Below are 22,982 nucleotides of genomic sequence, written 5' to 3'. Positions count from 1 at the left end.
CATGGCGGCCGAGGCCTATTCGGCTGCGGGCGGCAGCGCCGCGGTATTTCGCGGAGTCAGCGGCAGAAAGACCTCGCTGGTGAGGGCAAGCGCCAGTTCCACGTCCAGGCCCACCGCCACCGCCCCCACGAAGCGGCTGCCCCCCAGCAGCCACACCGGTGCCGAGGCAATCACCTGGAAGCGCCGGGAGGAATGGTCGAAATGGACGGCACTGAGGTGGATATCGCCCGAGCCCATGGCGACGGTGGCCTGGAACTTGCGCTCGTCGCCCTGCCAGAAGTCCGACGTCAGCTGGCTCAGGGCAGTGATGGCGCCCATGGCATCCATGACGAAGATCTCGGTTACCAGTTTCTGCTGCGAGTCCTGCCAACGGGCGAGGCTTCGCGAGGTGGGGTTTTGCAGGAGCTCGATCGCCAGTGGCGAATGCCGGGCCGGGGCGTGGTCCTGCCAGGCCTGGTCCAGTGCCAGCACCTCATCAAGACCCGAGTAGGGCACATGGTTGATCAAATGACGTGTCAGCTGGTTGCTCGCTATCGCATCGTCCAGCAATTTCCGCGCAAGGGCGCGGACTATGTCAGCCTCCTGCTCGTCGAGCTGAAATTCGGTCTTGATGCAGCCCGGAAGGTGGTGGTTAAAAGCCGCCAGGAAAGGCTGGTTAATCGCCAGGAACCCCCGGTTCAGGTAGAGGTGCAGGGGCGCAAAACGCACGAAGCGGCTCTCCAGTTCGAGTCGCTGGCGCTCCTCGTTGGGCAGCTCCTCAAGGTAGCTGCGCATGACCCGGCGATCGAGCAGGACAGCGTCCACCCGGCCCCTGTCCAGTACCGCCAAAAGCTGCGGCGTAGAGGAAACCTGCATATGGGGGCTGAACTTGTTCTGCTCCAGCCAGAGGGCTTCGTTACTGCCGGCCACTACGCCAATCCGGGCCCTGCGGAAATCGACAATCGGGCCTCGCGAGTAGACATACCATTTCTCCAGCGCCACGGGGGCGGTGGCTTGAGCGAAAGGTTCCAGTTTCGAGGATTCACGGACCGCGAAATAGCCATCCACGGAATGGTTAGAGAGACCATGGATGGCGCGGTTCTGGGGCACCGTGCGAATCCGGGTGTCCCAGCCCATCCGGCCGGTAACGCATTCGATGGTGTCAACGGTGGTGCCGGTCACCGTGGTCGGGCTTCCGCCGGAGACAGGCTCTATCTGGAAGGGGGGCGCGTGGAAGGTGTACAGGCTCAGGGTGGCCGCGACAACAGGCATTGCGCCAGAAGCAAGAAGAATGGCCACAACCAATGGGGCTTTCATCATCCACCACCATGACATGTCGGGGCCGGCTCTTGGCCGTGCCCCATGACTGAGCATAGCACCGTTTACCTGCCCCGCCTCTGGTTATTTCACCCCGGGATCAGATCTCCTCGAGATGGGCCAGCAGCCAGTCAGCGCGCTTGAGAAGGGCTTCGCGGCGCTCGGGTTTCTGTTTGTCCCAGTTACGGTACATCATGCCCATGCGGGGATTGTTGGCAAATTCGTCCCGATGACGATGGATGAAATGCCAGTAAAGCGAGTTGAAGGGGCAGGCATCGTCCTCGGTGGCGTTGTTGACGTTGTATTTGCACTGGCCGCAGTAGTCGGACATGCGGTGGATGTACTTGCCGCTGGCGGCGTAGGGCTTGGAGCCCAGGTAGCCGCCGTCGGCATGCATCACCATGCCCAGGGTGTTGGGCAGCTCCACCCAGTCGTAGGCGTCGGCATAGACCGCCAGGTACCAGTCGCAGATATCCGCTGGTTTGATACCCGCCAGCAGGGCGAAGTTACCGGTTACCATGAGGCGCTGGATATGGTGGGCGTAGGCGTTGCGACGGGTGGCGTCGATGGTCTTGTGCATGCAACGCATGCCGGTGTCGCCGGTCCAGTAGAACCAGGGCAGCGCACGCTGATTGGCCAGCCGGTTCTGCTCGGCGTAATCCGGCATGTTGAGCCAGTAGATCCCGCGGACGAACTCGCGCCAGCCGATGATCTGGCGGATGAACCCCTCCACCGCATTGAGTGGCGCCTGGTTGCTGTAGTACCGCTGTGCCACTGCTTCGCAGACCGTGAGTGGGTCCAGCAGGCCGCAATTGAGGTAGGGTGAGAGGATGGAGTGGAAAAGCCAGTCCTCGTCATCGGACATGGCGTCCTGGTAGTCCCCGAAGCAGGGCAGGGCGTAGTCCAGGAAATACTCCAGAGCGTTCTGGGCATCCTCCCGGGTGACGGCAAAGTGGAAGTCCTCGGTGGTGCCGAAGTGATCGTCAAAGTGGCGGTCCACCAGGGCCAGTACCTCGGCGGTGATCTCGTCCGGCTCCACCCGGAAAGGACCGGGTGCCTTGGGCTTGCCGGTCCACTTCTTGCGGTTGTCGCTGTCGAAATTCCACTGGCCGCCCTCCGGCTCTTCCTCCGGCGTCATCAGCAGCCCGGTCTTGCGGCGCATTTCCCGATAGAAGAATTCCATGCGCAGCTGCTTGCGGCCCTCGGCCCAGTCAGCGAACTCCTTCTTGCTACACACAAAGCGATGGTCCGCACGGATCTCCACCGGCAGGTCCAGACGCTCATGCCATTGGCGGATCTGGTGATCCAGGCGCCACTCCCCACACTCGGTGGTAATCAGCCGCTCCGGCCGATGACTCCGGACGGCCGCAGCCACCACCGCCTCCAGCGAGCGGGCCGAGCTGTCGGGATCATAGTGATGGTAGTCCACCTGCCAGCCCTGGCGGCGAAGCTCGTCGGCAAAATGCCGCATGGCGCTGAACAGCAGGGCGATCTTCTTGCGGTGGTGGTTGGTGTAGCTGGCCTCGTCATGGACTTCCGCAATGATCACCCGGTCGGTTCCCGGGTCGGCATCCGCCAAGGCGCTGATGTCGGGGGTGAGCTGGTCGCCAAGAATGAGAATCAGGTTCGCCATGAAGGTCCTTACCCGGGATCAGATTGAAGGCCCCCGCTACCCGTTCAGTAACGCCGCGGTGGCAATTGATAAAGCGGTATCGAAAGTACGCCGGCAGGCGCGGGGTGGTTCAGCCCGTCGCATGCGAGCCTGACCTGGATCAAGCCTGCCGTCGGTCTCTTTTAATAGACTGGTGCCGCACCCGCTCCGGTAACGCCGCGAAAAAAGAGCCCGACCATGACCGCCACCGCACCGACCCAAGACCGGCCCTACAAAGCCGCGCCGCTGGCCTGGGACAACGCCCTGATCCGCCGCTACGACCTGAGCGGGCCACGCTACACCTCCTATCCCACTGCCGTTGAGTTCAGTACCGACTACACCGGCCGGGACATGGCCCGGGATGTGGTTGCCAGCCGCGCCAGCGGACGCGACCTGTCGCTCTACACCCACCTGCCGTTCTGCGCCCACCTGTGCTACTACTGCGCCTGTAACAAGGTCATCACCAGGAAGCGCGACAAGGCCATGCCCTATGTGGAGCGGCTGCTTCGGGAAGCGGCGATCCAGGCGGAGCTGTACGGTGGTCACCGGCCGGTACGGCAGCTTCATTGGGGTGGCGGCACGCCCACTTTCTTGCCGGACGACGCAATGCGCACCCTGATGGCCGGTTACGGCGAGCTTTTCAACCTGGCGCAGGAGGACAGCCGGGACTTCAGTGTCGAGATCGACCCGCGCGAGGTGGACGACCAGACCCTCGCCACCCTGAAGGCGCTGGGGTTCAACCGGGTCAGCTTGGGGGTGCAGGATCTCAACCCGGTGGTCCAGAAGGCGGTCAACCGGCTCCAGCCCAGGGCGATGACCGAGGCGGTGCTGGCCGAAGCCCGGCGACTGGGCTTCGGCTCCATCAACCTGGACCTGATTTACGGCTTGCCTCACCAGACCCCGGCCAGTTTCGCTGACACCCTGGGGCACGTGCTGGAGATGGCTCCGGACCGGCTGTCCATCTTCAGCTACGCCCACCTGCCTCAGCGCTTCTACCCCCAGACCCGCATCCAGGGCGACACCCTGCCGTCACCGGCGGACAAACTGGTGATGCTGCATGAAACCATCGAGCGCCTGCTGGCGGCGGGTTATCAGTACATCGGCATGGACCATTTCGCCCAGCCAGACGACAGCCTGGCCATTGCCCAGCGGGAGGGTCGGCTGCACCGCAATTTTCAGGGCTATACCACCCACAGTGACTGTGACCTGGTCTCCCTCGGGGTATCGGCCATTGGTCAGACCGACGGCGCCTATTTCCAGAACCACCACGACCTGCCGACCTGGGAGGCCCGAATTGATGCCGGCGAGCTGGCCACCCTTCGGGGTGTGCGCCTGAGCCGGGACGATCGCATCCGGCGCTGGGTGATCGGCCAGCTTATTTGCCAGTTCCGCGTGGACCGGGCGGACTTCACCGGCCTGTTCGGCGAGGACTTCGACCGTTACTTCGCCGGTGAGCGCCGGCGCCTGCGACCCATGATCCAGGACGGCCTGGTCCATGACAGTGGCGAGGGCCTGTCGGTGCTGCCGGCCGGCCGGCTCCTGATCCGTGCGATTTGCCAGCTATTCGATGCCTACCGCCAGGACGGGGCGAGCCAGCGATTCTCCCGCATCATCTAGCACCTGCCACCATGCTGCCTCACAACCCGAGGCGGCAATGTCGCGGCGAATCAACGCCCTCCATTTGCTCCTTTAATACCTGGCAGGCAATGTTATTTACTAATATGTGCTTCAAATAAATCAATTGTCCTTTCCCCATGCTTCAAAGATAAATTTCCGGCTGGCTAGTTGTATACGGATACTTCACAATACATTTTTACAAAATATAATGGTCAGCCTGCAGAACCATGGAACTGGGGGCTGCGTATATATCATCTAGCCCGGTTTGCAACTCTGGGACATGTTTCGATAAGCCGCCGGGCCGGCCGTCGCACCAGCATGCCAGGTATTCCGAGTGCGGGGTGTGGGTGTCATGGACGCCCATACAGTTCACGTTGTTTGGAGCAGGCGGATGCACATCACCCGTTATACCGATTATTCTTTACGGGTCCTGATTTACCTCGCGGTGCAGAAGGACCACCTGACCACGATCCAGGAAATTGCCGACAGCTATCACATCTCCAAGAACCACCTGATGAAGGTGGTGCATCAGCTCAACCGCAAGGGCTATGTGGAAACGGTGCGTGGCAAGAATGGCGGGCTGCGGCTGAATATGGACCCGAAGAACATCAACATAGGTGTTCTGGTGCGGGAAACCGAGCAGGATCTCAAGCTGGTTGAATGTTTCTCATCGGAATCCAGTTGCGCCATAGGGCCGGTCTGTGGCCTCAAGGGGGTCTTCTCGGAAGCCCTTGACGCCTTCCTGACCGCGCTCGACCAGCACTGTCTGGCGGATCTGCTGCCGGAGAAAAAGAAGCCCCAGCTGTTGCGGCTCCTGCAGATCGCCTGAGCTTGCCAGCGCGGGTGGTCGGATTGCCGGGCTCGAGAGGCTGACCGTCCGGATGTCCCGCTGTGCCCTGGTTCACCACCCCGAGCAGGTAACCCTGCTCTCACCTCCCGTTTTCATGCTTTTAATGCACCTTTATTGTGCGCTCACCGATATTCGGTCGGTCCCTCATGATCCTGTTGTTTGTTCCTCCCGTAATTGGACCTGAAACCGCTGCCTATTGCTGCCGGCAAGTTTCGCGAGCGGTACGGGCGGTGTATTATAAAATTCAAACCAGGTATTTCTTTAAGGGGTGAGCCAAGACCGAGTGCTGACTCCTTGCAGCCTGGCGCTCTGGCTGATGATTCTGCTGGTAACCATGATCAGGGTCTGACCGCTGGCGCGTCGCTGCCTGTGACGGGCCAGGGGAGGTTGTCGTGCACATCACCCGCTATTCCGACTACGCCGTCAGGGTACTGTTCTACCTCGCCCTGAAACCTGATCGTCTGGTGACCATTCGCGAGATCGCCGACAGTTACGGTATCTCCCGCAATCACCTGATGAAGCTGGTCTACCAGCTCAATCGCATGGGTTATGTGGAGACGGTTCGGGGCAAGAACGGCGGTTTGCGGCTGGGGCAGGAGCCGGGGGGCATCAACCTCGGGCTGCTGATCAGGGAAACCGAACAGGATTTCGAGCTGGCGGAATGCTTTGGCAGCAACAACCAGTGCCTGATCAAGCCGGTCTGCGGTATCAAACACGTGCTGGCGGAGGCGCTGAAGGCTTTCTTCGACACACTGGACGGCTACACCCTTGCCGACCTGCTGCCGGAAGCAAAACAGCCGCACTTGCGGCGGCTGTTGCAGATCAAGATGGTTGACTAGTCAGGCCGCTTCCAGCCGGGTCCGGACACGGTCCGGCAGGGAGAAGCGGGCGATCCGTCTGAGTACGGTGCCGTACTGGCGCGCAAAGCTGCCGGTGTTGTAGTGGATACCGTACTTCTCGCACACTGCCTGCACTTTCGGGGCGATTTCCCGATAGCGGTGCGCCGGCAGATCCGGGAACACGTGGTGTTCGATCTGGTAACTCAGGTGGCCGCTCAGGGTATGCATCCAGCCCGGGCCGGTGAAGTTGCTGGAGCCGGTGAGCTGGCGCAGGTACCAGTGGCCGCGGCTCTCGTTCTCGCACTCGGCCTCGGTGAAGGTCTCCGCATCCTGGGTGAAGTGGCCGCAGAAGATAATGGTGGAGGACCACAGGTTGCGGATCAGGTTGGCGCTGACGTTGCCCGCCAGCACGATGGGTGCCACCGGCAGGGTGATCAGCGGGAAGAACACGTAGTCCTTGAAGGCCTGGCGGCCACCCTTGCGGAAGAAGTCCTTGAGGAAGTCCTTCTTGTCCCAGATGCTGATTTCGCGGCGGCGGATCCGCTCACTCTCCAGCTCATGCAGGCCCACACCCCACTGGAACAGCACACTGAGCAGGATATAATTGATGAACTGCAGGCTGTGGGCCGGCTTCCAGCGAGTGTCGTCGCTCAGGCGCAGCAGGGCGTAACCGTAGTCCCTGTCCTTGCCGATCACGTTGGTGTAGGTGTGGTGCTCGTAGTTGTGGGTACGGCGCCAGGAATCACCGGTGCAGACGGTATCCCACTCGTAGGTCTGTGAATGCAGCGAGGGGTCGTTCATCCAGTCGTACTGGCCATGCATGACGTTATGGCCAATCTCCATATTCTCCAGGATCTTTGAGATGCCCAGGCTGGCCACCGCGGCGGCGAACACCGGCGGGATGAAACCAAACGGCATCATCACCCGGCCGCCCACCTCGAGGGTGCGGTGCAGGCGCACGATACGGCGGATGTAGCGGGCATCCCGCTCACCCAGATCCGCCAGGACGTCCTCCCGGATGGCGTCCAGGTCCTTTGCCAGATTGTCCAGTTGCTGTTCGTTGAGCTGTTTCATCTCTCTCCTCCTCACAGGTCGATCGTGACCGGGCCCTGAGGCACGGAAATGCAGAGTTGAATGGTTTCCTCGCCGGGGCCGGAGGCCTTGCCGGTGAGGCGATTGACCACGGTGCCGCTGGTTTTCCTGCAGGCACATTGATGGCAGATTCCCATGCGGCAGCCATAACGGGGCGACAGCCTGGCGGCCTCGGCAATCTCCAGCAGCGGCGTGTCGCCACTGGAATGGACACCGGTCTGGCTGCGGCTGAAGCTGACTTCGCCCCCCAGGTCGTCGCCCGCCAGGGCGGCCTTGGGCACCGAGAAGAAGGTGCTGTGGAGCTGGTCTTCAGTAATGCCGGCGTCCTGCAGCAGGCCGGTGGCCAGATCCATCAGGCCTTTGGGACCACACAGATAGCACTGGCGCTCCGCCAGCTGGGCGATCGGCTTGAGATGACCGGCATGGAGCAGCTCCGGCCGCTCGCCCTGCTCGGTGTGGATCACCCGCAGGTCCAGGGCCGGCCAGTTCTGGCGCAGGGCATAAAGCGTGTCGGCACCGATCACATCGGCCTGGCTGCGCACGTAGTAGAGCAGGGTGACCGGCGCGTCATAGCCTTCCGCGGCCAGGGTCTCGAGCTGGCTCAACACCGGCGTGATACCGCTGCCGCCGGCGATGTAGAGCAGTGGCTGCGGGTTGTCCGGCAGCCGGAAATCTCCGAAGGCCTCCCCCAGGCCGATGACGGAGCCGGCTTCCAGGTGATCGTGCATCCAGTTGGTCACCAGGCCGCCGGGGAACCGCTTGATGGTCAGGGTGACGGTGCCGTCCCGGCGCCACTGGCGCGGGCTGCTGGACAGGCTGAAGGTCCGCTGGTGGCGAACGCCGTCGATCTCCACTCCCACGCTGACATGCTGGCCGGCAACAAAGCCGCCCCAGCGCCGGGCCGGTGCCAGGACGAAGGTGCGGGTGTCGGCGGTTTCATCCCGCAGGGCAACCACACGGGCCGGCACGTACTGGCGCACCCACATGGGATTGACCGCCGCCAGCAGCGGGTCGAAGAAGGCCGACGGATCGTCCCGGTTGAACAGTTGCTTGCCCAGCCAGCGCAGGGCGGGCGTGTTTTCCAATCTCGACAGCATGGTTTCTCTCCCCATGTGTACAAGTGTTCACTAGTTGTGAACGAATGTACACACGGGTCCCGGTGGCTGTCAACAGCAATCAGTGTGGCAGCGGTGTTCACCAAGAGCCTGAATTGACGGGGTTTTGGACTGTCTGGGCGCTCAGGACCCTGTTATGGCGTGCTTGGCGCGCGGGTTTGGCCTGAAATGACACGGGCGCTGGTCCGGGCCGTCGGAAATTGTGTACACTTGTTTTACCCTGGCCCGCCGTGGAAGCGGTACGGTCGTCGGCAAGGATCACAGAGAGCGGTTATGACTGAGCGAAAACGGCGCAAGCCAGGTGAGACCCGGGAGAAACTGATGGCGGCCGCCCTGGCCCTGGTGGGACGTGGCCGGCACTTTGCCAGCCTGGGTATCCGTGAGGTCACCCGCGAAGCGGGCGTGGTGCCCACTTCCTTCTACCGCCACTTCCGCAGCATGGACGACCTGGGGCTGCAGCTGGTGGATGAGCTGGGGCTGGTGTTACGGCGGATGATGCGGGAGGCCCGCGGCCATGTGCTGCAGGCGGACAAACTGATGGAGGAGTCGGTGGCGATATTCATCAGCCACGTGCAGGCCAATCGCAGCTTCTTCTTTTTCATGGCCCAGGGCCTGGCGGGGGAGAGCCGGGCGGTGCAGGAAGGCATCCGCAGCGAGATGCGTTTCTTCGCCAGTGAACTGGCCAACGACCTGCGCCGCATGCGCCTGGTGGATCACCTCAGCGACCACGACCTGGACCTGACCTGCGATCTCGTGGTGCGCACAGTGGCCTTCAGTCTTACCGATCTGCTGGGGATCTCACCGGACGACGACTACCAGGTGGCCCAGGTCAGGACCCGCACCACCCGTTTCCTGCAGCTGATCTTTGTCGGCGCCGCGCACTGGAAGAGCCAGAGCCAGTAGGGGGCCCGGCTATTTCTTGTTGGCCGTGCGCCGGACCGGAGCTTTCGCCCGGCTTTTCGCCGCCGGCTTCTTCGGCAGCACCAGCTTCTCCAGCTCGTCCAGGGCCTCACCGGTGTACACCGCCAGCCGCTGCATGCTGGGCAGGGTATCGCGGCAGCCGGTAAAGCCGAAGTTCAGCGCACCGTCGTAGCTCAGGCAGGTAATGTTCAGCGCCCCGCCATGGGCAATCAGCGACACCGGGTACATGGCCTCCAGCTTGGCGCCCTCGTAGTAGAGGGTATGTTCCGGGCCCGGCACATTGGAGATCGTGACGTTGAACACCGGCCGCATGCGGCCGCCCAGGCCCGTCATCAGTTGCAGGATGTAGGGCGACATCAGCAGCATGGTGTACTGGTTCAGGGCGCTGCGGGGCAGGGTCTGCAGGTGCTCCTTGGCGCGCTGGGTGGACTGCTTGATCTGCGCCAGCCGTACCATCGGGTTGGCTTCGTCGGTGGCCAGGGAGGCAATCATGAAGCTGATGGCGGTACCTGTGCCTTCGTCGTCGGCGGGCCGGATGTTGACCGGGATGCCCGCGGTCAGGGGGCTGTCCGGCAGGTTGTTCTGCTCGATCAGGAAGCGGCGCAGGGCGGTGCCGCTGAGGTAGAGCACGATGTCGTTGAGGCTGGCATCGGTCAGCCTGGCCAGGGTCTTGAGGCGGTCAAGCTGATAGTGCTGGGTGGCGAAACGGCGCTGGCCGGTGACACGCTTGTTCAGTACCGAGCGGGGTCCGGAAAAGGGCGCTGTCAGGTCATCATTGGGATGACGGGCCGACTGCACCAGCCGGGTCATGGCGCCCATCAGGCGCGGCGCCAGGTCGGCCTGGATCCGCAGCGCCTCCATGGCCTGGGAGAAAGCGCCGGTGATGCTGGCCTCCCGGTCGGTCTTGCTGCCCCGGGTGCTCTGCGGCCGGATCGACCAGGGCGGCAGCATGTTGGTCTCGGTGGGGTCGTGGCTCAGCACCCGCTGCATCAGCCGCACACCGCTGATGCCGTCGATCATGGAATGGTGCATCTTGGTGTAGAGGGCGAAGCGGTTATTCTCCAGGCCCTCGATCACATGACACTCCCAAAGCGGCCGGGAGAAATCCAGCGGATTGGAGTGCAGCCGGGACACCAGGATACCCAGCTCACGCTCGCTGCCCGGTCGCGGCAGGGCAGAGTGGCGCACGTGGTAATCCAGGTCGATTTTCTGGTCCACCTTCCAGGCCGGCGCCAGCAGGCGGCCCAGGGTGCCGGGCCGGACCAGGCGATAGCACCAGGGCGGCGCAATCTCGAAGTCTGCCTTCATCCGGTCCAGCAGGTCCCGCAGGAAGGTCTCGGGGGCATTCTCCGGCAGTGAGAAGATCTGCATGTTGCCCACATGCATGGGGGTGTCTTCAGACTCTACTGCCAGCCAGGAGGCGTCCAGTGTTCCCAGGCGTTTCATGAATCGTCCTTATCGCCGCCCGGCGCGTTTCGCCGCCCGGGCCGTTCTTGTTAAATTGCAGTCTGCAATTATACGCAGGAAGTCAGACGCTACACGAGCCCTGAGGGTTCCGGGCAGACGGGGCCAATGGCCTCAGGCCACCACTACCACGGCTATGGCCACCAGGGTGGCGATCACCGGAATGGCCACGGTCACCACGAAGATGTCCTTGTAAGCCTCCCGGTGCTTCAGGCCCATGATGGTCAGCATGGCAATGACTGCGCCACAGTGGGGCAGTGAATCCAGGCCGCCGGCCCCCAGAGTGGCAATACGGTGCAACACCTCGGGCTCCACGCCCAGGCTGAGATACTTCTCGGCAAAGGTCTGCATGAAGATCTGCAGGCCGCCGGAGCCGGACCCCACGATGGCTGATACCACGCTCACCGACGCAAACACCGACAGCAGCGGAGGCAGCGGCAGTTCCAGCACCCACTGGGCGAAGGCGCCAAAACCCGCGGTCTGGGTCACCACGCCGCCGAAGCCGATCACCGCGGCGGTATTCAGCAGCGGCATGATGGCATCGTCGGCGCCGCTGCCCAGGCTGGCCATGGCTTTGCTGCGAAAACCGGCAAACAGCAGCACACAGCTGGCCGAGCCCAGCACCAGGGCAAAGCTGGGCCAGATGATGGGTTCACGGTCGGCGAAGGCCACCAGCGGCCCGATCAGGGCGGTGTCGGCGGTTACCGCACCGGTGGCCAGCAGCAGCCTCGGCAGGATGATGGTGCCCAGTACCACCGCCAGTGGCAGGACGCTGAGACGCCAGCTCGGGCCGTGCTCCAGGGCCGGCGCCAGCTTCTCCATGTTCAGGTCCTGACTGTTGGACTGGTAGCCCTCGCCGGCCAGTTTGGCCTTCTTCCATTCCCGCTCCAGGTAGACCATGCCCAGAACGAACATCACCACCGCCGCCACGATGCCGATCAGGGCGCCGGCGAACAGGCTGGTGTTCAATGCCGAGGCGGCAATGACGTTATGGATGGAGGGGGTGCCCGGCAGGGCGGTCATGGTGAAGGTGCCGGCCCCCAGGGCCGTGGCGCCGCAGAACAGCCGCTTGGGCAGGTTGGCCTCCCGCATCAGCGCCACGCCGAGGGGGTACATGGTGAAGATCACCACGAACACCACCACCCCGCCGTAGGTGAGCAGGGCGCAGACCAGCATGGTTACCAGGATGGTGTGCTTCGCGCCCAACCACTGGGTGACCGAGCTGGCAATGGAGCCGGCGGCGCCGCTGGCGGCCATCATCTTGCCGAAGATGGCGCCGGTGAGAAACAGCACGAAGAACTTGCCGGCAAAACTGAAAGCCCCCAGCGGGCCGAACGGAAAATGCTGCAGCAGGGCAGTGGAGAAGCCCATGTCGTTACTGATGGCCACCACAAGGCTGGCCAGCAGTGCCGCCACCAGAATGTTGACGCCCCGCAGCGCCATGACAATAAGCAGGGCCAGGCCTGCCAGCAGGCCAATGTTTGCAATCATTGATCGGAACCTTGTTTGTTTATGGTGGCGGGCCCCGCCGGGCCCGACCGTTTACTCGTTCATTGCCGCTTTGTAGAGGGACTGCCTGGGTTTGGCCAAAACCCGCCGGAGCATGGGTTCAAAGTAGTCCAGGGGCAGGGTTTCTGCCTCCGCGTCGAACGCCGGCGAGTCGTACTTGCTGACGAACTCCAGGGTGTGCCTGTAGTGGGGATGGTCCTGGTACTGCTCCCGCATGTTGCGGTCCATGCCCAGGTAGTGGAAGAAATAATAGCCCTGGAAGATGGCGTGATGCTTGATCATCCAGTGGTTCTCTTCCCTCACGAAAGGCTGCAGCAGCACCGCCGCCACGTCGGCGTGGTTGTAGGTGCCCAGGGTGTCGCCGATGTCATGCAGCAGGGCGCAGACCACGTACTCCTCGTCCTTGCCGTCCCGGTGGGCCAGGGTGGCAGTCTGCAGGCAGTGGGTCAGCCGGTCCACCGGAAAACCGCCGAAGTCGCCCTCAAGCAGTTTGAGGTGGCTCAGGATCCGGTCCGGAAGGCCCTTGGCAAACTCGCCAAAGCAGCCGGCGATGGTCTGCCAGTCCTGGGCACTGCCGTCCTTCATGTGGCTGAAGCCGGCTTTGGGCTGGGTGGTTGCGGTCATGGGGTTTCCTCGGGTTATTGGCGGAAGCTGGCGTCGATGCGGTCGAGCTTGCGCAACAGGCCGGGCCAGGCCAGGTTGCCGCCCATGCCGCGGGTCACCTGTGCCGCCTGCTGTTTGATGGTGTCGACGATGCCATCGGGGATCGGCGTCAGTGGCCGGTTGCCGGCCAGCGCACCGATCTGGATCTCACAGGCCCGCTGCAGGATGAACATGCCCAGGAAGGCGTCCGGGATGCTGCCGCCCACGGTGAGCAGACCATGATTGCGCAGGATCATGAAGCTGGCATTCCCGAGGTCTCTCTGCAGGCGCGCCTTCTCATCTTCCCGCAGCGCCACGCCCTCGTAGTCGTGGTAGGCCAGGCTCGCCAGCGGAAACAGACTCTGCTGCGAAAGCGCCAGCAGGCCTTCCTGCTGGGCCGACACCGCGACACCGGCGGTGGTGTGGGTATGCATCACGCAGACGGCATCGTCGCGAACATCATGGATGGCGCTGTGGATGGTGAAGCCGGCCGGATTGATGTCGAAGTCGTCCGGGTTGATCTTGTTGCCCTCCTGATCGATGCGCACCAGGCTGGAGGCGGTGATTTCCTCGAACATCATACCGTAGGGGTTGATCAGAAAATGGTGCTCGTCACCGGGAATGCGAGCGGACACATGGGTGAAGATCAAATCGTCCCAGCCGTGCAGGGCGATCAGCCGGTAGGCGGCGGCCAGGTCAACACGCAGCTGCCATTCTTCGGCGCTGACGCTGTCTTTCTTGGAGGGAATAGCGAGTTGAGATGACATGCGGGGCCTCCCGGATTGCGTTTGTTGTTGTCGGTTCATGACCGGATAGCACGAGTGTAGGCCCTGGACTCTGGCGAACACTGTCAACTGGTTTACAATTAAGTGATGACCGATATCAAAGCCGTGCTCCGGCAGTGCCCGCTGTTCCGACCCTTTCCCGCCGCCGGCATCGAGGCGGCGGCCGGGCTTGCCCGGGTTCGCGGCTTCCGTGCCGATGAACCCATCTACGGCAAGGGGGTGATGCAGTCCACCCTCTCCGTAATCGCCGAGGGCTCAGTGCGGATCAGCTCGGTGAACAGCGCCGGGCGGGAAGCCATCCTGGTGATCTTCGAACCCGGTGCCTGGTTCGGCGATACCGTATTCTCCCCTGGCATGCCCCGGGTGTTCGGCGCAACTGCCCACGAGGCGGCCACGGTCGTCGAATTGCCCGGGGAGGGCTTCCGGCAGCTTATGGCCCGCTATCCGGAGGTCTATCCGGTAGCGCTGGACCTGGTGAGCCGCCGGCTCTGGAGTGCCATGTCCCTGATCGAGGAGGATGCCCTGCGGGGTATCGAGGCCCGGGTGGGGCGGCGGCTGCTTTTCCTCAGCCAGATGCAGTCGGAGGGCGAGGTGCCAGGCCATCCGGTGACCCTGCGGCTGACCCGCGAGCACATTGCCAGCATGATGGGCATGACCCGGCAGGGGGTGCACGGCGTGCTGAAGGGTTTTCAGGGCCAGGGCCTGCTGGCCTCGGCCTACGGCCAGGTCACCATCACCGATCCGCCGGCCCTGGCGGCCTACCTTGAGGGCCTGGACTGAGGGGCGTCTTGCCCTGCGACCAACAAAACGAGGAAGCGTGCCATGGCCTACTGGCTGGTGAAGAGCGAACCGGACGAATGCGGCATTGAGGATTTCGAGCTGCAGCAGGACAAAGCCAGTCCCTGGGCCGGAGTGCGCAACTACCAGGCCCGCAATTTCCTGCGCCAGATGGCGGTGGGGGACAGGGTGCTGATCTATCATTCCAGCTGTCGGAACATCGGCATCGCCGGGGTGGTGCGGGTGGCGCGGGAGGCCTACACCGACCCCAGCCAGTTCGACCCGGACTCGCCCTACCACGACCCTAAGAGTGACCCGGAGGCGCCGCGCTGGCAGGCGGTGGATCTGGTGTACGAGCGCACCCTGTCCAGCCTGATTCCGCTGGCCCATCTCAAGGCGGAACCGGGGCTGTCGGAATTGCCCCTGGTGCGCAAGGGCAGCCGGCTGTCGGTGATGCCGGTCACCGACCACCAGTGGGACGTGATCCAGCGCATGGCCGGCTAATCGATCCGGTGGCCCTCTTTCAGCAGTTTGTTGACGGCGCAGTCGTGGCTGCCGGGGAACTGGGTTTTTACGGCTTGCAGGTATTCCCTGGCCTGGACCAGGGAGCCGCCTTCCCGCTGGGCCTCTGCCAGCGCCGCCAGGTAGAGCGCGTGGGCCCGAATGTCCCGTTGCAGGGTGGTGTCCCGGTAGATCTCCAGCAGCAGGTCCTGGGCTTGGGCGTAGCCGCGTTCAGTGGGGGCGCTTTCCCGCACGTACTCCAGAATCTCCGGACTGATTTCGTACTGGTCCGGCGCACAGCGGGAATCCTGGAACAGCTCCCGGTACTGCTGGTAGTCCTCCTGCAGATCCTCCCTGAGGGCCTGGCGCTCCAGGTGCAGGGCGGTAGCGGCGGTACCGGCGGCGCCGTAGGTGGTGCCGGTCACCAGGCCACCGGCACAGCCGGAGAGCGCAAGCGTGCCGGTAAGCGAAAGGACGGAGAGGGCGATTGAGGGCAGCAGTGGCTTGGTGCGGACGCTGGGCATGGCTACGGGCTTCCTTTTCCGGGTGCATGGGGTTACGGGTGGATCGGGCGGTGTAACCGGAAAGGTTAACCACCTTGGCTCCGACAAACGGTGAACGCCGTCTAAAAGTCGGGTATCGGCGGCCCGTGCCGGGCGTTAGCATCGGTTGAACAGTCAGTGGCAGTAGGCAGGGGAGTCGGGCTATGGCATTTCTCAACGGCATCACCATTCTGTTGATCTATCAGCTGGTGGGCGAAATCACGGTACGGTTCCTGGGGCTGCCTGTCCCCGGGCCGGTTCTGGGCATGGTGATGCTGTTCGTAACACTGATGCTGCGCGGCCGGGTGGACGAATCGGTGGACAGCGCCGCCACCGGTCTGCTGAGTCACTTGTCTCTGCTGTTCGTGCCGGCGGGGGTGGGCATGATGGTGCACTTCGGCCGCATCGCCGACGAGTGGCTGCCCATCCTCATTACCCTGTTACTCAGCACGGTGCTGACCATGGCCGCCACCGCCGGCATCATGCAGCTCACCGGCCGTGCGCTGGGCAAGAAGGTGGCCTCGGATGAATGACCGTAGCCTCACCGATATCTGGGTCTACCTCTCCACCTCGCCGCTGCTGGGGCTGACCGTCACTCTGGTGGCCTACGGCCTGGCCCACCGGCTCTACCTCAAATCCGGCTCCAACCCGCTGCTCAACCCGGTGGTCACCTCGGTGGCGATGCTGATTGGTCTGCTGCTGGCCACCGACACCGCCTACAGCGATTACTTCGAGGGCGGCCAGTTCGTCCACTTCCTGCTGGGCCCGGCCACTGTCGCGCTGGCGGTGCCGCTCTACCAGCAGTTCTCCCGGCTCAAGGCCCTGTGGATCCCGGTCACCGTGGCGCTGCTGTGCGGCGTCACCATCGCCGGCGCCAGCTCCATCGGCCTGGCCTGGCTGCTGGGGGGCTCCACCGAGGTGCAGATGTCGCTGGCGCCCAAGTCCGCCACCGCGCCGGTGGCCATGGGCATCTCCGAGAAGATCGGCGGGCTGCCGTCGCTGACCGCGGTGCTCACCGTGGCCACGGGCATCCTGGGGGCGGTGCTGGGCACCAAGCTGTTCGAGCTGCTGCGCATTCGCGACGACAGCGTCAAGGGCATTGCCATTGGCGTTGCCGCCCACGGCATCGGCACCGCCCGGGCCTTCCAGGTCAGCGGCCAGATGGGCGCCTTCTCCGGCCTGGCCATGGCGCTGTCGGCTTTCGCCACCGCCATTATCGTGCCCTGGCTGGTGGACCTGCTGTTTTGACGCATATGTGAGAGGGAGCGGGCAGGTCTTTCCAAAACCGTCCGGAGCCATGGATGGCGGAGGCCGAGCGTACAGGGACGTATTAACAGCGTGTTTTGGAAAGACCTGCCCGCTCGCTCGCGCCCTCCCTCATATGTTTCGCATAACCTTGTAGACTCCCGAGTAGCACCCACAGTCTTCTGTAAGTCACCGAATCGATGCAGGAGGCAGCATGACCGATATCCGACTCAAGCGTGTCTACGACGACCCCGCCCGCTCCGACGGCCTGCGGGTGCTGGTGGACCGGGTCTGGCCCCGGGGCCTGAGCAAGGAAAAAGCCGGGCTCGACCACTGGTTCAAGGACCTGGCGCCCTCCACCGAGCTGCGCAAATGGTACGGCCACGACCCGGACCGCTGGCCCGAGTTCCGCGACCGCTACCGCCAGGAGCTGAAGGATGAAGACCCCGAGGACCTGGCCCGGCTCAAGGAATGTCTGGAGGCGCGCGACCGGGTGACCCTGCTGTTCAGCGCCAAGGAAACCGACCGCAACAACGCGGTCGCGCTGGCGGAGTTTCTCAACAATAATGAGGTCTGATTGCTGAGCCGGCGCCTGCGGCGCCTTTGCCCATTGTTGGAGATGTACATGGACAGTCCCTCACGCCCACCCCTGCCACCCTTCACCGCCGAAACCGCCGCCCGGAAAGCCCGCATGGCTGAGGACGCCTGGAACAGCCGGGATCCGGTCAAGGTCTCCATGGCCTATACGCCGGACAGCCAGTGGCGCAACCGGGCGGAGTTTCCCCGGGGCCGGGAGCAGATCGTGGAGTTCCTCACCCGCAAATGGCAGCGGGAGCTGGAGTACCGGTTGATCAAGGAAGTCTGGGCCTTCCGGGACAACCGCATCGCGGTGCGCTTCGCCTACGAATGGCACGACGACAGCGGCCAGTGGTACCGCTCCTACGGCAACGAGAACTGGGAGTTCGACGAGCAGGGCCTGATGGCCAAGCGCTATGCCAGTATCAACGATCTGCCCATTGCCGAGAGTGACCGCAAGTTCCGCTGGCCCCAGGGCCGGCGGCCGGACGATCATCCAGGGCTGTCAGAGCTGGGCCTCTGAGCGCCGCCACCGGTTGAAGCGCTGGAGCGTATGATTCATGCGCCGGACATGGCCGCCCACCCAGTAGGTCTGGCGGCACTCGGGGCAGTGGTAGACCTGCTGGTCAGGCCGGTCATCCGGGGCGGGCTGGTCAGGTAGCGGGCCGGTTTCCAGCAGGGTGTTGCAGCGTTTGCAGCGGCAGAAGGGTCGGTGCAGCCAGTCCAGGTCCAGGCGCCGGGTCAGCTCCCGGATGTTGGCCTCCTGGCCGTCGCTGGTGAGCAGGATGACATGGATGGGGCCGTCCCGGTGCAGGAGCAGTTCCCGGTCGCAGGTGACCAGCCAGCGGTCGTCTTCCACCGCCCGTGCCAGGACATCCCGATCCGGGCTGCCGTTGCGGGCCTGCAGGGTGTCGTAGCCGGCCACCCGCAGCCATTCCCCCAGGCCCTGGAGCATTTCATCGCACATGAAGCGCGGGGTTTCCAGCGGGCAGAAAGCGCCCTCCACCAGGGTCACAGGCGACGGTCCACATAGCGCTTCAGGTCGCGGGCGTTGTGGGGGGCGTGGGCGTCCTCATCGTTGTTGAAATAGACGTACACGTCACGGCCGTCCCTGAGCTGGCCGGCAATCCAGTCGGCCCGGGCGCTCAGGTATTGCGGGCTGTAGCTGCCGCGATACTGCCTGCCGTGAAAGCGCAGGTAGGTCCAGTCGGCGGTGAGCTCGGCGGGGTGACCCTTGATCATGTCGTGGATGCACAGGGCGGCGGAGTGCTGCCGCAGCACCGCGTAGATGTCCTCCTTCAGCCAGGCCGGGTCCCGTACCTCGATGACCCAGCGGTGGCGGCGGGGCGCTTGCCTTAAAAACGCATCCAGCCGGTCCGGGTCGGGCCGCCATCGTGGTGGCAGCTGCACCAGGATCGGACCCAGGCTGGGGCCCAGCTCCCGGGCCACCTCCAGGAAGGTGGCGATGGTCTGGTCCGGGTCCTTGAGTTTCTTGATGTGGCTGCCGTAGCGGCTGAACTTGAGGCTGTACTGGAAGCCTTCCGGCGCGGCCCCGCGCCAGCGCTCAAAGGTGTCCGCCTGGGGCAGGCTGTAGAAGGTGTTGTTGATCTCGACGCTGTCAAAGCGTGCGGCGTAGAAATCGAACCAGTCTTTTTTGGGCACATCCTCGGGGTAGAAGCGTTTCTGCCAGTGATCGTACTGGTACCCCGAGGTACCGATGCGCAGTGAACCTGTGCCGGTTGCCACAATGGCCTCCGTGTCTGTCCCTGTCGATGGCTTGCCTGCCGCTGCCGGTCAGCGGGACTCCGCCAGATCCCGCGGCGGGCAGTGGAATTCGTCCACGACCGTGTCCTCGTCCACGCTTTCCAGGTGCACGTCGAAGCCCCAGAGCCGGTGCACGTGACGCAGCACCTCCTCGGTGGCCTGGCCCATGGGAATGCCGTCAACCGGGATATGGCGCAGGGTGAGGGAGCGGTCGCCCCTCAGGTCCACGTTCCAGACCTGCAGGTTGGGTTCGCGGAAGCTCAGGTTGTACTGGCGCGCCAGCTTCTCCCGCAGCAGCCGGTAACCGGGTTCGTCGTGGATGGCGGTGATGCGGTAGACGTCCTCATCCTCGTCATCGGCGATGGCGAACAGCTTCAGGTCCCGCATCACCTTGGGGGAGAGGAACTGCTGGATGAAGCTCTCGTCCTTGAAGTTCTTCATGGCGAAATGCAGGGTCTCCACCCAGTCGCTGCCGGCGATGTCCGGGAACCATTGGCGGTCCTCGGCGGTGGGGTTCTCGCAGATCCGACGCAGGTCGGAGAAGATCGAGAAGCCCAGGGTGTAGGGGTTGATGCCCGAATACCAGGGGCTGTTGAACGGCGGCTGGTAGACCACCGCGGTGTGGCTCTGGAGGAACTCCAGCATGAAGCCGTCGGTCACCAGGCCCTTCTCGTACATGCGGTGCAGCAGGGTGTAGTGCCAGAAACTGGCCCAGCCCTCGTTCATCACCTGGGTCTGGCGCTGGGGGTAGAAGTACTGCGCCAGCTTGCGCACGATGCGGATCAGCTCCCGCTGCCAGGTCTCCAGCAGGGGCGCGTTCTTCTCGATGAAGTAGAGCAGGTTCTCCTGGGGCTCCCTGGGATAGCGGGCCTTGCGCCGCGCCTTGGACTCGTCGTCCTCGCCCATCTTGGGAATGGTGCGCCAGAGATCGTTGAGACGGCGCTGCTGGTATTCCTCGCGATCCTTCTGGCGGCGTTGCTCCTCGGCAGCGGAGATGGGCGCCGGGCGCTTGTAGCGGTCGACGCCGTAGTTCATCAGGGCGTGGCAGGAGTCCAGGGTCTGTTCGACGGCATCGACACCGTGGCGCTCCTCGCATTCGGCCACATAGTTCCGGGCGAATACCAGGTAGTCGATGATGGCGCTGGCGTCGGTCCAGGTGCGGAACAGGTAGTTGCCCTTGAAGAAGGAGTTGTGGCCGTAGGAGGCGTGGGCGATCACCAGCGCCTGCATGGGCAGGGTGTTCTCCTCCATCAGGTAGGCGATGCAGGGGTCGGAATTGATCACGATCTCGTAGGCCAGGCCCATCTGGCCGCGCTGGTAGCCCCGGGAGGTGCTCAGGAACTGCTTGCCGAAGGACCAGTGGTGATAGCCCACCGGCATGCCCACCGAACTGTAGGCGTCCATCATCTGCTCGGCGCTGATCACCTCGATCTGGTTGGGGTAGGTGTCCAGGCCGAATTCGGCGGCGCACTTGGCGATCTCGTCGTCGTACCGCTGGATCAGCTCGAAGGTCCATTCCGAGGTGGTGGAGATGGGCTCCACGGTCTTGGCGTTGGGCTTGTCCATGGTATCGGTCATGCCGCTTTCCTCTCGAACAACTGGCGGAAGACCGGATAGATCTGGCCCGGGTCCGCAATCTGTTGCATGGCAAAGCTGTTGGGGTTCTCCGCCATGATCTTCTCGTACTCGTACCAGAGCATCTGGTGGTCCTGGGGGGTGATCTCCACGTAGGCGTAGTACTGCACCAGGGGCAGGATCTGGTCCGCCAGGATCTTGCCGCACACCGGCGAGTCGTCGTTCCAGTTGTCGCCATCGGAGGCCTGGGCGGCGTAGATGTTCCACTCAGACGGGGAATAGCGGGACTCGATGATCTTGTGCATCAGCTTCAGGGCGCTGGAGACGATGGTGCCGCCGGTTTCCCGGGAGTAGAAGAATTCCTCCTCGTCCACTTCCTTGGCGCTGGTGTGATGGCGGATGAAGACCACATCGATGCGCTTGTAGTTCTTCTTCAGGAACAGGTAGAGCAGGATGAAGAAGCGCTTGGCGATGTCCTTGTGGAGCTGGGTCATGGAACCGGACACGTCCATCAGGCAGAACATCACCGCGCTGGTGGCCGGTTGCGGCTGCTTGAGGTGCTGGCGGTAGCGCAGGTCGATCTCGTCGATAAAGGGAATGCGGCGGATGTTGGATTTCAGCCGCGCGATCTCCACTTCCAGCACCGCGATCTGGTCCTTGTGGCTGAAGGCCGCGTCCAGGTCGTCCGGTGCCGACTTCAGCGCCGCCAGCTGCTCCTCCAGCTCCCGCAACTTGCGTTTGCGGGCCCCGCCGAGACTGAGCCGGCGGGCATGGGCGCCCCGCAGGGAGCGCACCACATCCAGCTTGGCGGGCACGCCCTGGGTGCTGAAGCCCGAGCGCACGTACTTGAAGGCCTCGGTGTCCTTGAGCTTCTTGCGGGCCAGGTTGGGCAGCTCCAGGTCATCGAACAGGAAATCGAGGAATTCGTCCTGGGTGATCTGGAAGGCGAATTCGTCCATGCCCTCGCCGTCGGGACTGGCCTGACCGTCCCCCTGTCCACCGCCACCCCCACTGGGGGGTTTGGGCAGGGTGTCGCCGGTGACAAACTCCTTGTTGCCGGGGTGGACCATTTCCCGGTTGCCGCCCTGGCCGTGGTGGAAAATGGGCTCCTCGATGTCCCGGGACGGGATGCTGACACTCTCACCGCGCTCGATGTCGGTGATGGAGCGCCGCTGCACCGCGTCGGCCACCGCCTTCTTGATGTGATGGCGGTAGCGGCGCAGGAACCGTTCCCGGTTCACCGCGCTCTTGTTCTTGCCGTTCAGGCGTCGATCGACAATGTGGGTCATACCCATAATTCTGCTCCGGTTCAGCAACGGACCACCGGACCCGTCGGGCGGGCCCGGCGCGAACTCCTAATGGGACTTGCGGACCCGCAGGTACCACTCCGCCAGGAGCCGGACCTGTTTCTCGGTATAGCCCCGGTCCACCATCCGTTCGACGAACTGCTTGTGCTTCTTCTGGTCCTCGTTGCTGGCCTTGGGATTGAAGGAGATGACCGGCAACAGGTCCTCGGTGTTGGAGAACATCTTCTTCTCGATCACGCTGCGCAGCTTCTCGTAGCTCAGCCAGGACGGGTTACGGCCCTGGTTGTTGGCCCGCGCCCGCAGCACAAAGTTGACCACCTCGTTGCGGAAATCCTTGGGGTTGCTGATGCCCGCCGGCTTCTCGATCTTCTCCAGCTCGTCGTTGATGGCGCCGCGGTCGAGAATCTCGCCGGTCTCCGGGTCCCGGTATTCCTGGTCCTGGATCCAGAAGTCGGCGTAGGTCACGTAGCGGTCGAACAGGTTCTGGCCGTACTCGCTGTAGCTCTCCAGGTAGGCGGTCTGGATCTCCTTGCCGATGAACTCCACGTAGTGCGGCGCCAGGAACTCCTTGATGAAGCGCAGGTAGCGCTCCTGCACCTCGGGCTGGAACTGTTCCTGCTCGATCTGCTTCTCCAGCACATAGAGCAGGTGCACCGGGTTGGCGGCGATCTCGGTGGTGTCGAAGTTGAACACCTTGGACAGGATCTTGAAGGCAAAGCGGGTGGACAGGCCCTCCATGCCTTCGTTGACCCCGGCGGCATCCCGGTACTCCTGGATCGATTTGGCCTTGGGATCGGTGTCCTTGATGTTCTGTCCGTCGTACACCTTCATCTTGGAGTAGATGCTGGAGTTTTCCGGCTCTTTAAGGCGCGAGAGCACGGTGAACTGGGCCAGCATGCTCAGGGTGTCCGGGG

Annotated in this window: 23 protein-coding genes and 1 pseudogene; 10 read left to right on the top strand and 14 right to left on the bottom strand. The window is 63.5% G+C overall.

Annotation, left to right across the window (positions count from 1 at the left end; all coding sequences use genetic code 11):
* Positions 1 to 15 precede the first annotated feature (15 nt).
* Entirely contained in the window at positions 16 to 1,251 is a 1,236-nt protein-coding gene (locus R3280_RS06140; protein ID WP_318997703.1) for a transporter substrate-binding domain-containing protein, read from the bottom strand.
* 145 nt (positions 1,252 to 1,396) lie between these two features.
* Positions 1,397 to 2,929 (bottom strand): cryptochrome/photolyase family protein, encoded by a 1,533-nt coding sequence (locus R3280_RS06135; RefSeq protein ID WP_318997702.1) that lies wholly within the window; start codon positions 2,927 to 2,929, stop codon positions 1,397 to 1,399.
* 216 nt (positions 2,930 to 3,145) lie between these two features.
* On the opposite strand from R3280_RS06135, the gene hemN reads away from it, so the two are divergent.
* The 3 genes from hemN to R3280_RS06120 all read left to right on the top strand — a co-directional run bounded on the left by hemN (position 3,146) and on the right by R3280_RS06120 (position 6,253).
* On the top strand, positions 3,146 to 4,564 hold the full coding sequence (gene hemN / locus R3280_RS06130; RefSeq protein WP_318997701.1) for an oxygen-independent coproporphyrinogen III oxidase: 1,419 nt from the start codon (positions 3,146 to 3,148) through the stop codon (positions 4,562 to 4,564).
* Positions 4,565 to 4,955: 391 nt separating this feature from the next.
* Positions 4,956 to 5,393: an Rrf2 family transcriptional regulator gene (locus R3280_RS06125; RefSeq protein ID WP_318997700.1), complete on the top strand. Its 438-nt coding sequence runs from the start codon at positions 4,956 to 4,958 to the stop codon at positions 5,391 to 5,393.
* 413 nt (positions 5,394 to 5,806) lie between these two features.
* Positions 5,807 to 6,253 carry an Rrf2 family transcriptional regulator gene (locus R3280_RS06120; RefSeq protein ID WP_318997699.1) on the top strand — a complete coding sequence of 149 codons (447 nt, stop codon included), beginning with the start codon at positions 5,807 to 5,809 and terminating at the stop codon, positions 6,251 to 6,253.
* On the opposite strand, the gene R3280_RS06115 is transcribed toward R3280_RS06120, so the two are convergent.
* Positions 6,254 to 7,327 (bottom strand): acyl-CoA desaturase, encoded by a 1,074-nt coding sequence (locus R3280_RS06115; RefSeq protein ID WP_318997698.1) that lies wholly within the window; start codon positions 7,325 to 7,327, stop codon positions 6,254 to 6,256. It lies immediately after the preceding gene.
* A gap of 11 nt (positions 7,328 to 7,338) precedes the next feature.
* Positions 7,339 to 8,442, bottom strand: coding sequence for a ferredoxin reductase (locus R3280_RS06110; RefSeq protein WP_318997697.1), 1,104 nt, complete (start codon positions 8,440 to 8,442; stop codon positions 7,339 to 7,341).
* A 291-nt stretch (positions 8,443 to 8,733) separates the two neighbouring features.
* Between R3280_RS06110 and R3280_RS06105 the strand changes: the two genes are divergently transcribed.
* Positions 8,734 to 9,363 carry a TetR family transcriptional regulator gene (locus R3280_RS06105; protein ID WP_318997696.1) on the top strand — a complete coding sequence of 210 codons (630 nt, stop codon included), beginning with the start codon at positions 8,734 to 8,736 and terminating at the stop codon, positions 9,361 to 9,363.
* Between the two features lie 9 nt (positions 9,364 to 9,372).
* Here R3280_RS06105 and R3280_RS06100 read toward each other — a convergent pair whose 3' ends face one another.
* From R3280_RS06100 to R3280_RS06085, 4 genes are all read right to left on the bottom strand, one after another.
* Complete coding sequence (locus tag R3280_RS06100; RefSeq protein ID WP_318997695.1) at positions 9,373 to 10,827, bottom strand: wax ester/triacylglycerol synthase family O-acyltransferase; 1,455 nt, start codon at positions 10,825 to 10,827, stop codon at positions 9,373 to 9,375.
* Positions 10,828 to 10,959: 132 nt separating this feature from the next.
* On the bottom strand, positions 10,960 to 12,336 hold the full coding sequence (locus R3280_RS06095) for a GntP family permease (RefSeq protein WP_318997694.1): 1,377 nt from the start codon (positions 12,334 to 12,336) through the stop codon (positions 10,960 to 10,962).
* A gap of 51 nt (positions 12,337 to 12,387) precedes the next feature.
* Entirely contained in the window at positions 12,388 to 12,978 is a 591-nt protein-coding gene (locus R3280_RS06090; RefSeq protein ID WP_318997693.1) for an HD domain-containing protein, read from the bottom strand.
* Positions 12,979 to 12,992: 14 nt separating this feature from the next.
* Positions 12,993 to 13,763 (bottom strand): class II aldolase/adducin family protein, encoded by a 771-nt coding sequence (locus R3280_RS06085; protein WP_318997692.1) that lies wholly within the window; start codon positions 13,761 to 13,763, stop codon positions 12,993 to 12,995.
* 105 nt (positions 13,764 to 13,868) lie between these two features.
* On the opposite strand from R3280_RS06085, the gene R3280_RS06080 reads away from it, so the two are divergent.
* A complete protein-coding gene (locus tag R3280_RS06080) occupies positions 13,869 to 14,561 on the top strand; it encodes a Crp/Fnr family transcriptional regulator (RefSeq protein ID WP_318997691.1) in 693 nt (230 codons plus the stop codon).
* A gap of 42 nt (positions 14,562 to 14,603) precedes the next feature.
* A complete protein-coding gene (locus tag R3280_RS06075; protein ID WP_318997690.1) occupies positions 14,604 to 15,062 on the top strand; it encodes an EVE domain-containing protein in 459 nt (152 codons plus the stop codon).
* Here R3280_RS06075 and R3280_RS06070 read toward each other — a convergent pair.
* Positions 15,059 to 15,583 carry a hypothetical protein gene (locus tag R3280_RS06070; RefSeq protein WP_318997689.1) on the bottom strand — a complete coding sequence of 175 codons (525 nt, stop codon included), beginning with the start codon at positions 15,581 to 15,583 and terminating at the stop codon, positions 15,059 to 15,061. The two genes, R3280_RS06075 and R3280_RS06070, sit on opposite strands and share 4 nt — an antisense overlap.
* 182 nt (positions 15,584 to 15,765) lie before the next feature.
* Between R3280_RS06070 and R3280_RS06065 the strand changes: the two genes are divergently transcribed.
* The 4 genes from R3280_RS06065 (at position 15,766) to R3280_RS06050 (ending at position 17,945) form a co-directional block, all read left to right on the top strand.
* Entirely contained in the window at positions 15,766 to 16,134 is a 369-nt protein-coding gene (locus R3280_RS06065) for a CidA/LrgA family protein (protein ID WP_318997688.1), read from the top strand.
* Positions 16,127 to 16,849, top strand: a complete 723-nt coding sequence (locus R3280_RS06060) for an LrgB family protein (protein WP_318997687.1) — start codon at positions 16,127 to 16,129, stop codon at positions 16,847 to 16,849. The genes R3280_RS06065 and R3280_RS06060 overlap by 8 nt, the downstream gene beginning before the upstream one ends.
* A 211-nt stretch (positions 16,850 to 17,060) precedes the next feature.
* Positions 17,061 to 17,423 (top strand): DUF488 domain-containing protein, encoded by a 363-nt coding sequence (locus R3280_RS06055; RefSeq protein ID WP_318997686.1) that lies wholly within the window; start codon positions 17,061 to 17,063, stop codon positions 17,421 to 17,423.
* A 42-nt stretch (positions 17,424 to 17,465) separates the two neighbouring features.
* Positions 17,466 to 17,945 (top strand): nuclear transport factor 2 family protein, encoded by a 480-nt coding sequence (locus tag R3280_RS06050; protein WP_318997727.1) that lies wholly within the window; start codon positions 17,466 to 17,468, stop codon positions 17,943 to 17,945.
* Here R3280_RS06050 and R3280_RS06045 read toward each other — a convergent pair.
* From R3280_RS06045 to R3280_RS06025, 5 genes and pseudogenes are all read right to left on the bottom strand, one after another.
* Positions 17,928 to 18,437 carry a DUF5615 family PIN-like protein gene (locus R3280_RS06045; RefSeq protein ID WP_318997685.1) on the bottom strand — a complete coding sequence of 170 codons (510 nt, stop codon included), beginning with the start codon at positions 18,435 to 18,437 and terminating at the stop codon, positions 17,928 to 17,930. The genes R3280_RS06050 and R3280_RS06045 overlap by 18 nt on opposite strands.
* Entirely contained in the window at positions 18,434 to 19,168 is a 735-nt protein-coding gene (locus tag R3280_RS06040; protein WP_318997684.1) for a DUF72 domain-containing protein, read from the bottom strand. The genes R3280_RS06045 and R3280_RS06040 overlap by 4 nt, the downstream gene beginning before the upstream one ends.
* A 48-nt stretch (positions 19,169 to 19,216) precedes the next feature.
* Entirely contained in the window at positions 19,217 to 20,764 is a 1,548-nt protein-coding gene (locus R3280_RS06035) for a SpoVR family protein (RefSeq protein ID WP_318997683.1), read from the bottom strand.
* Positions 20,761 to 22,050 carry a YeaH/YhbH family protein gene (locus tag R3280_RS06030; RefSeq protein WP_318997726.1) on the bottom strand — a complete coding sequence of 430 codons (1,290 nt, stop codon included), beginning with the start codon at positions 22,048 to 22,050 and terminating at the stop codon, positions 20,761 to 20,763. Before R3280_RS06030 ends, R3280_RS06035 begins: the two co-directional genes overlap by 4 nt.
* A 66-nt stretch (positions 22,051 to 22,116) precedes the next feature.
* A pseudogene (locus tag R3280_RS06025) lies at positions 22,117 to 22,982 on the bottom strand (PrkA family serine protein kinase); the annotation flags it as partial.

Origin of the sequence: Marinobacter sp. (assembly GCF_033722195.1) — a bacterium.
In the GTDB taxonomy this organism is placed as follows: Bacteria; Pseudomonadota; Gammaproteobacteria; order Pseudomonadales; family Oleiphilaceae; genus Marinobacter.
This window is presented reverse-complemented; position numbering and strand designations above follow the sequence as displayed.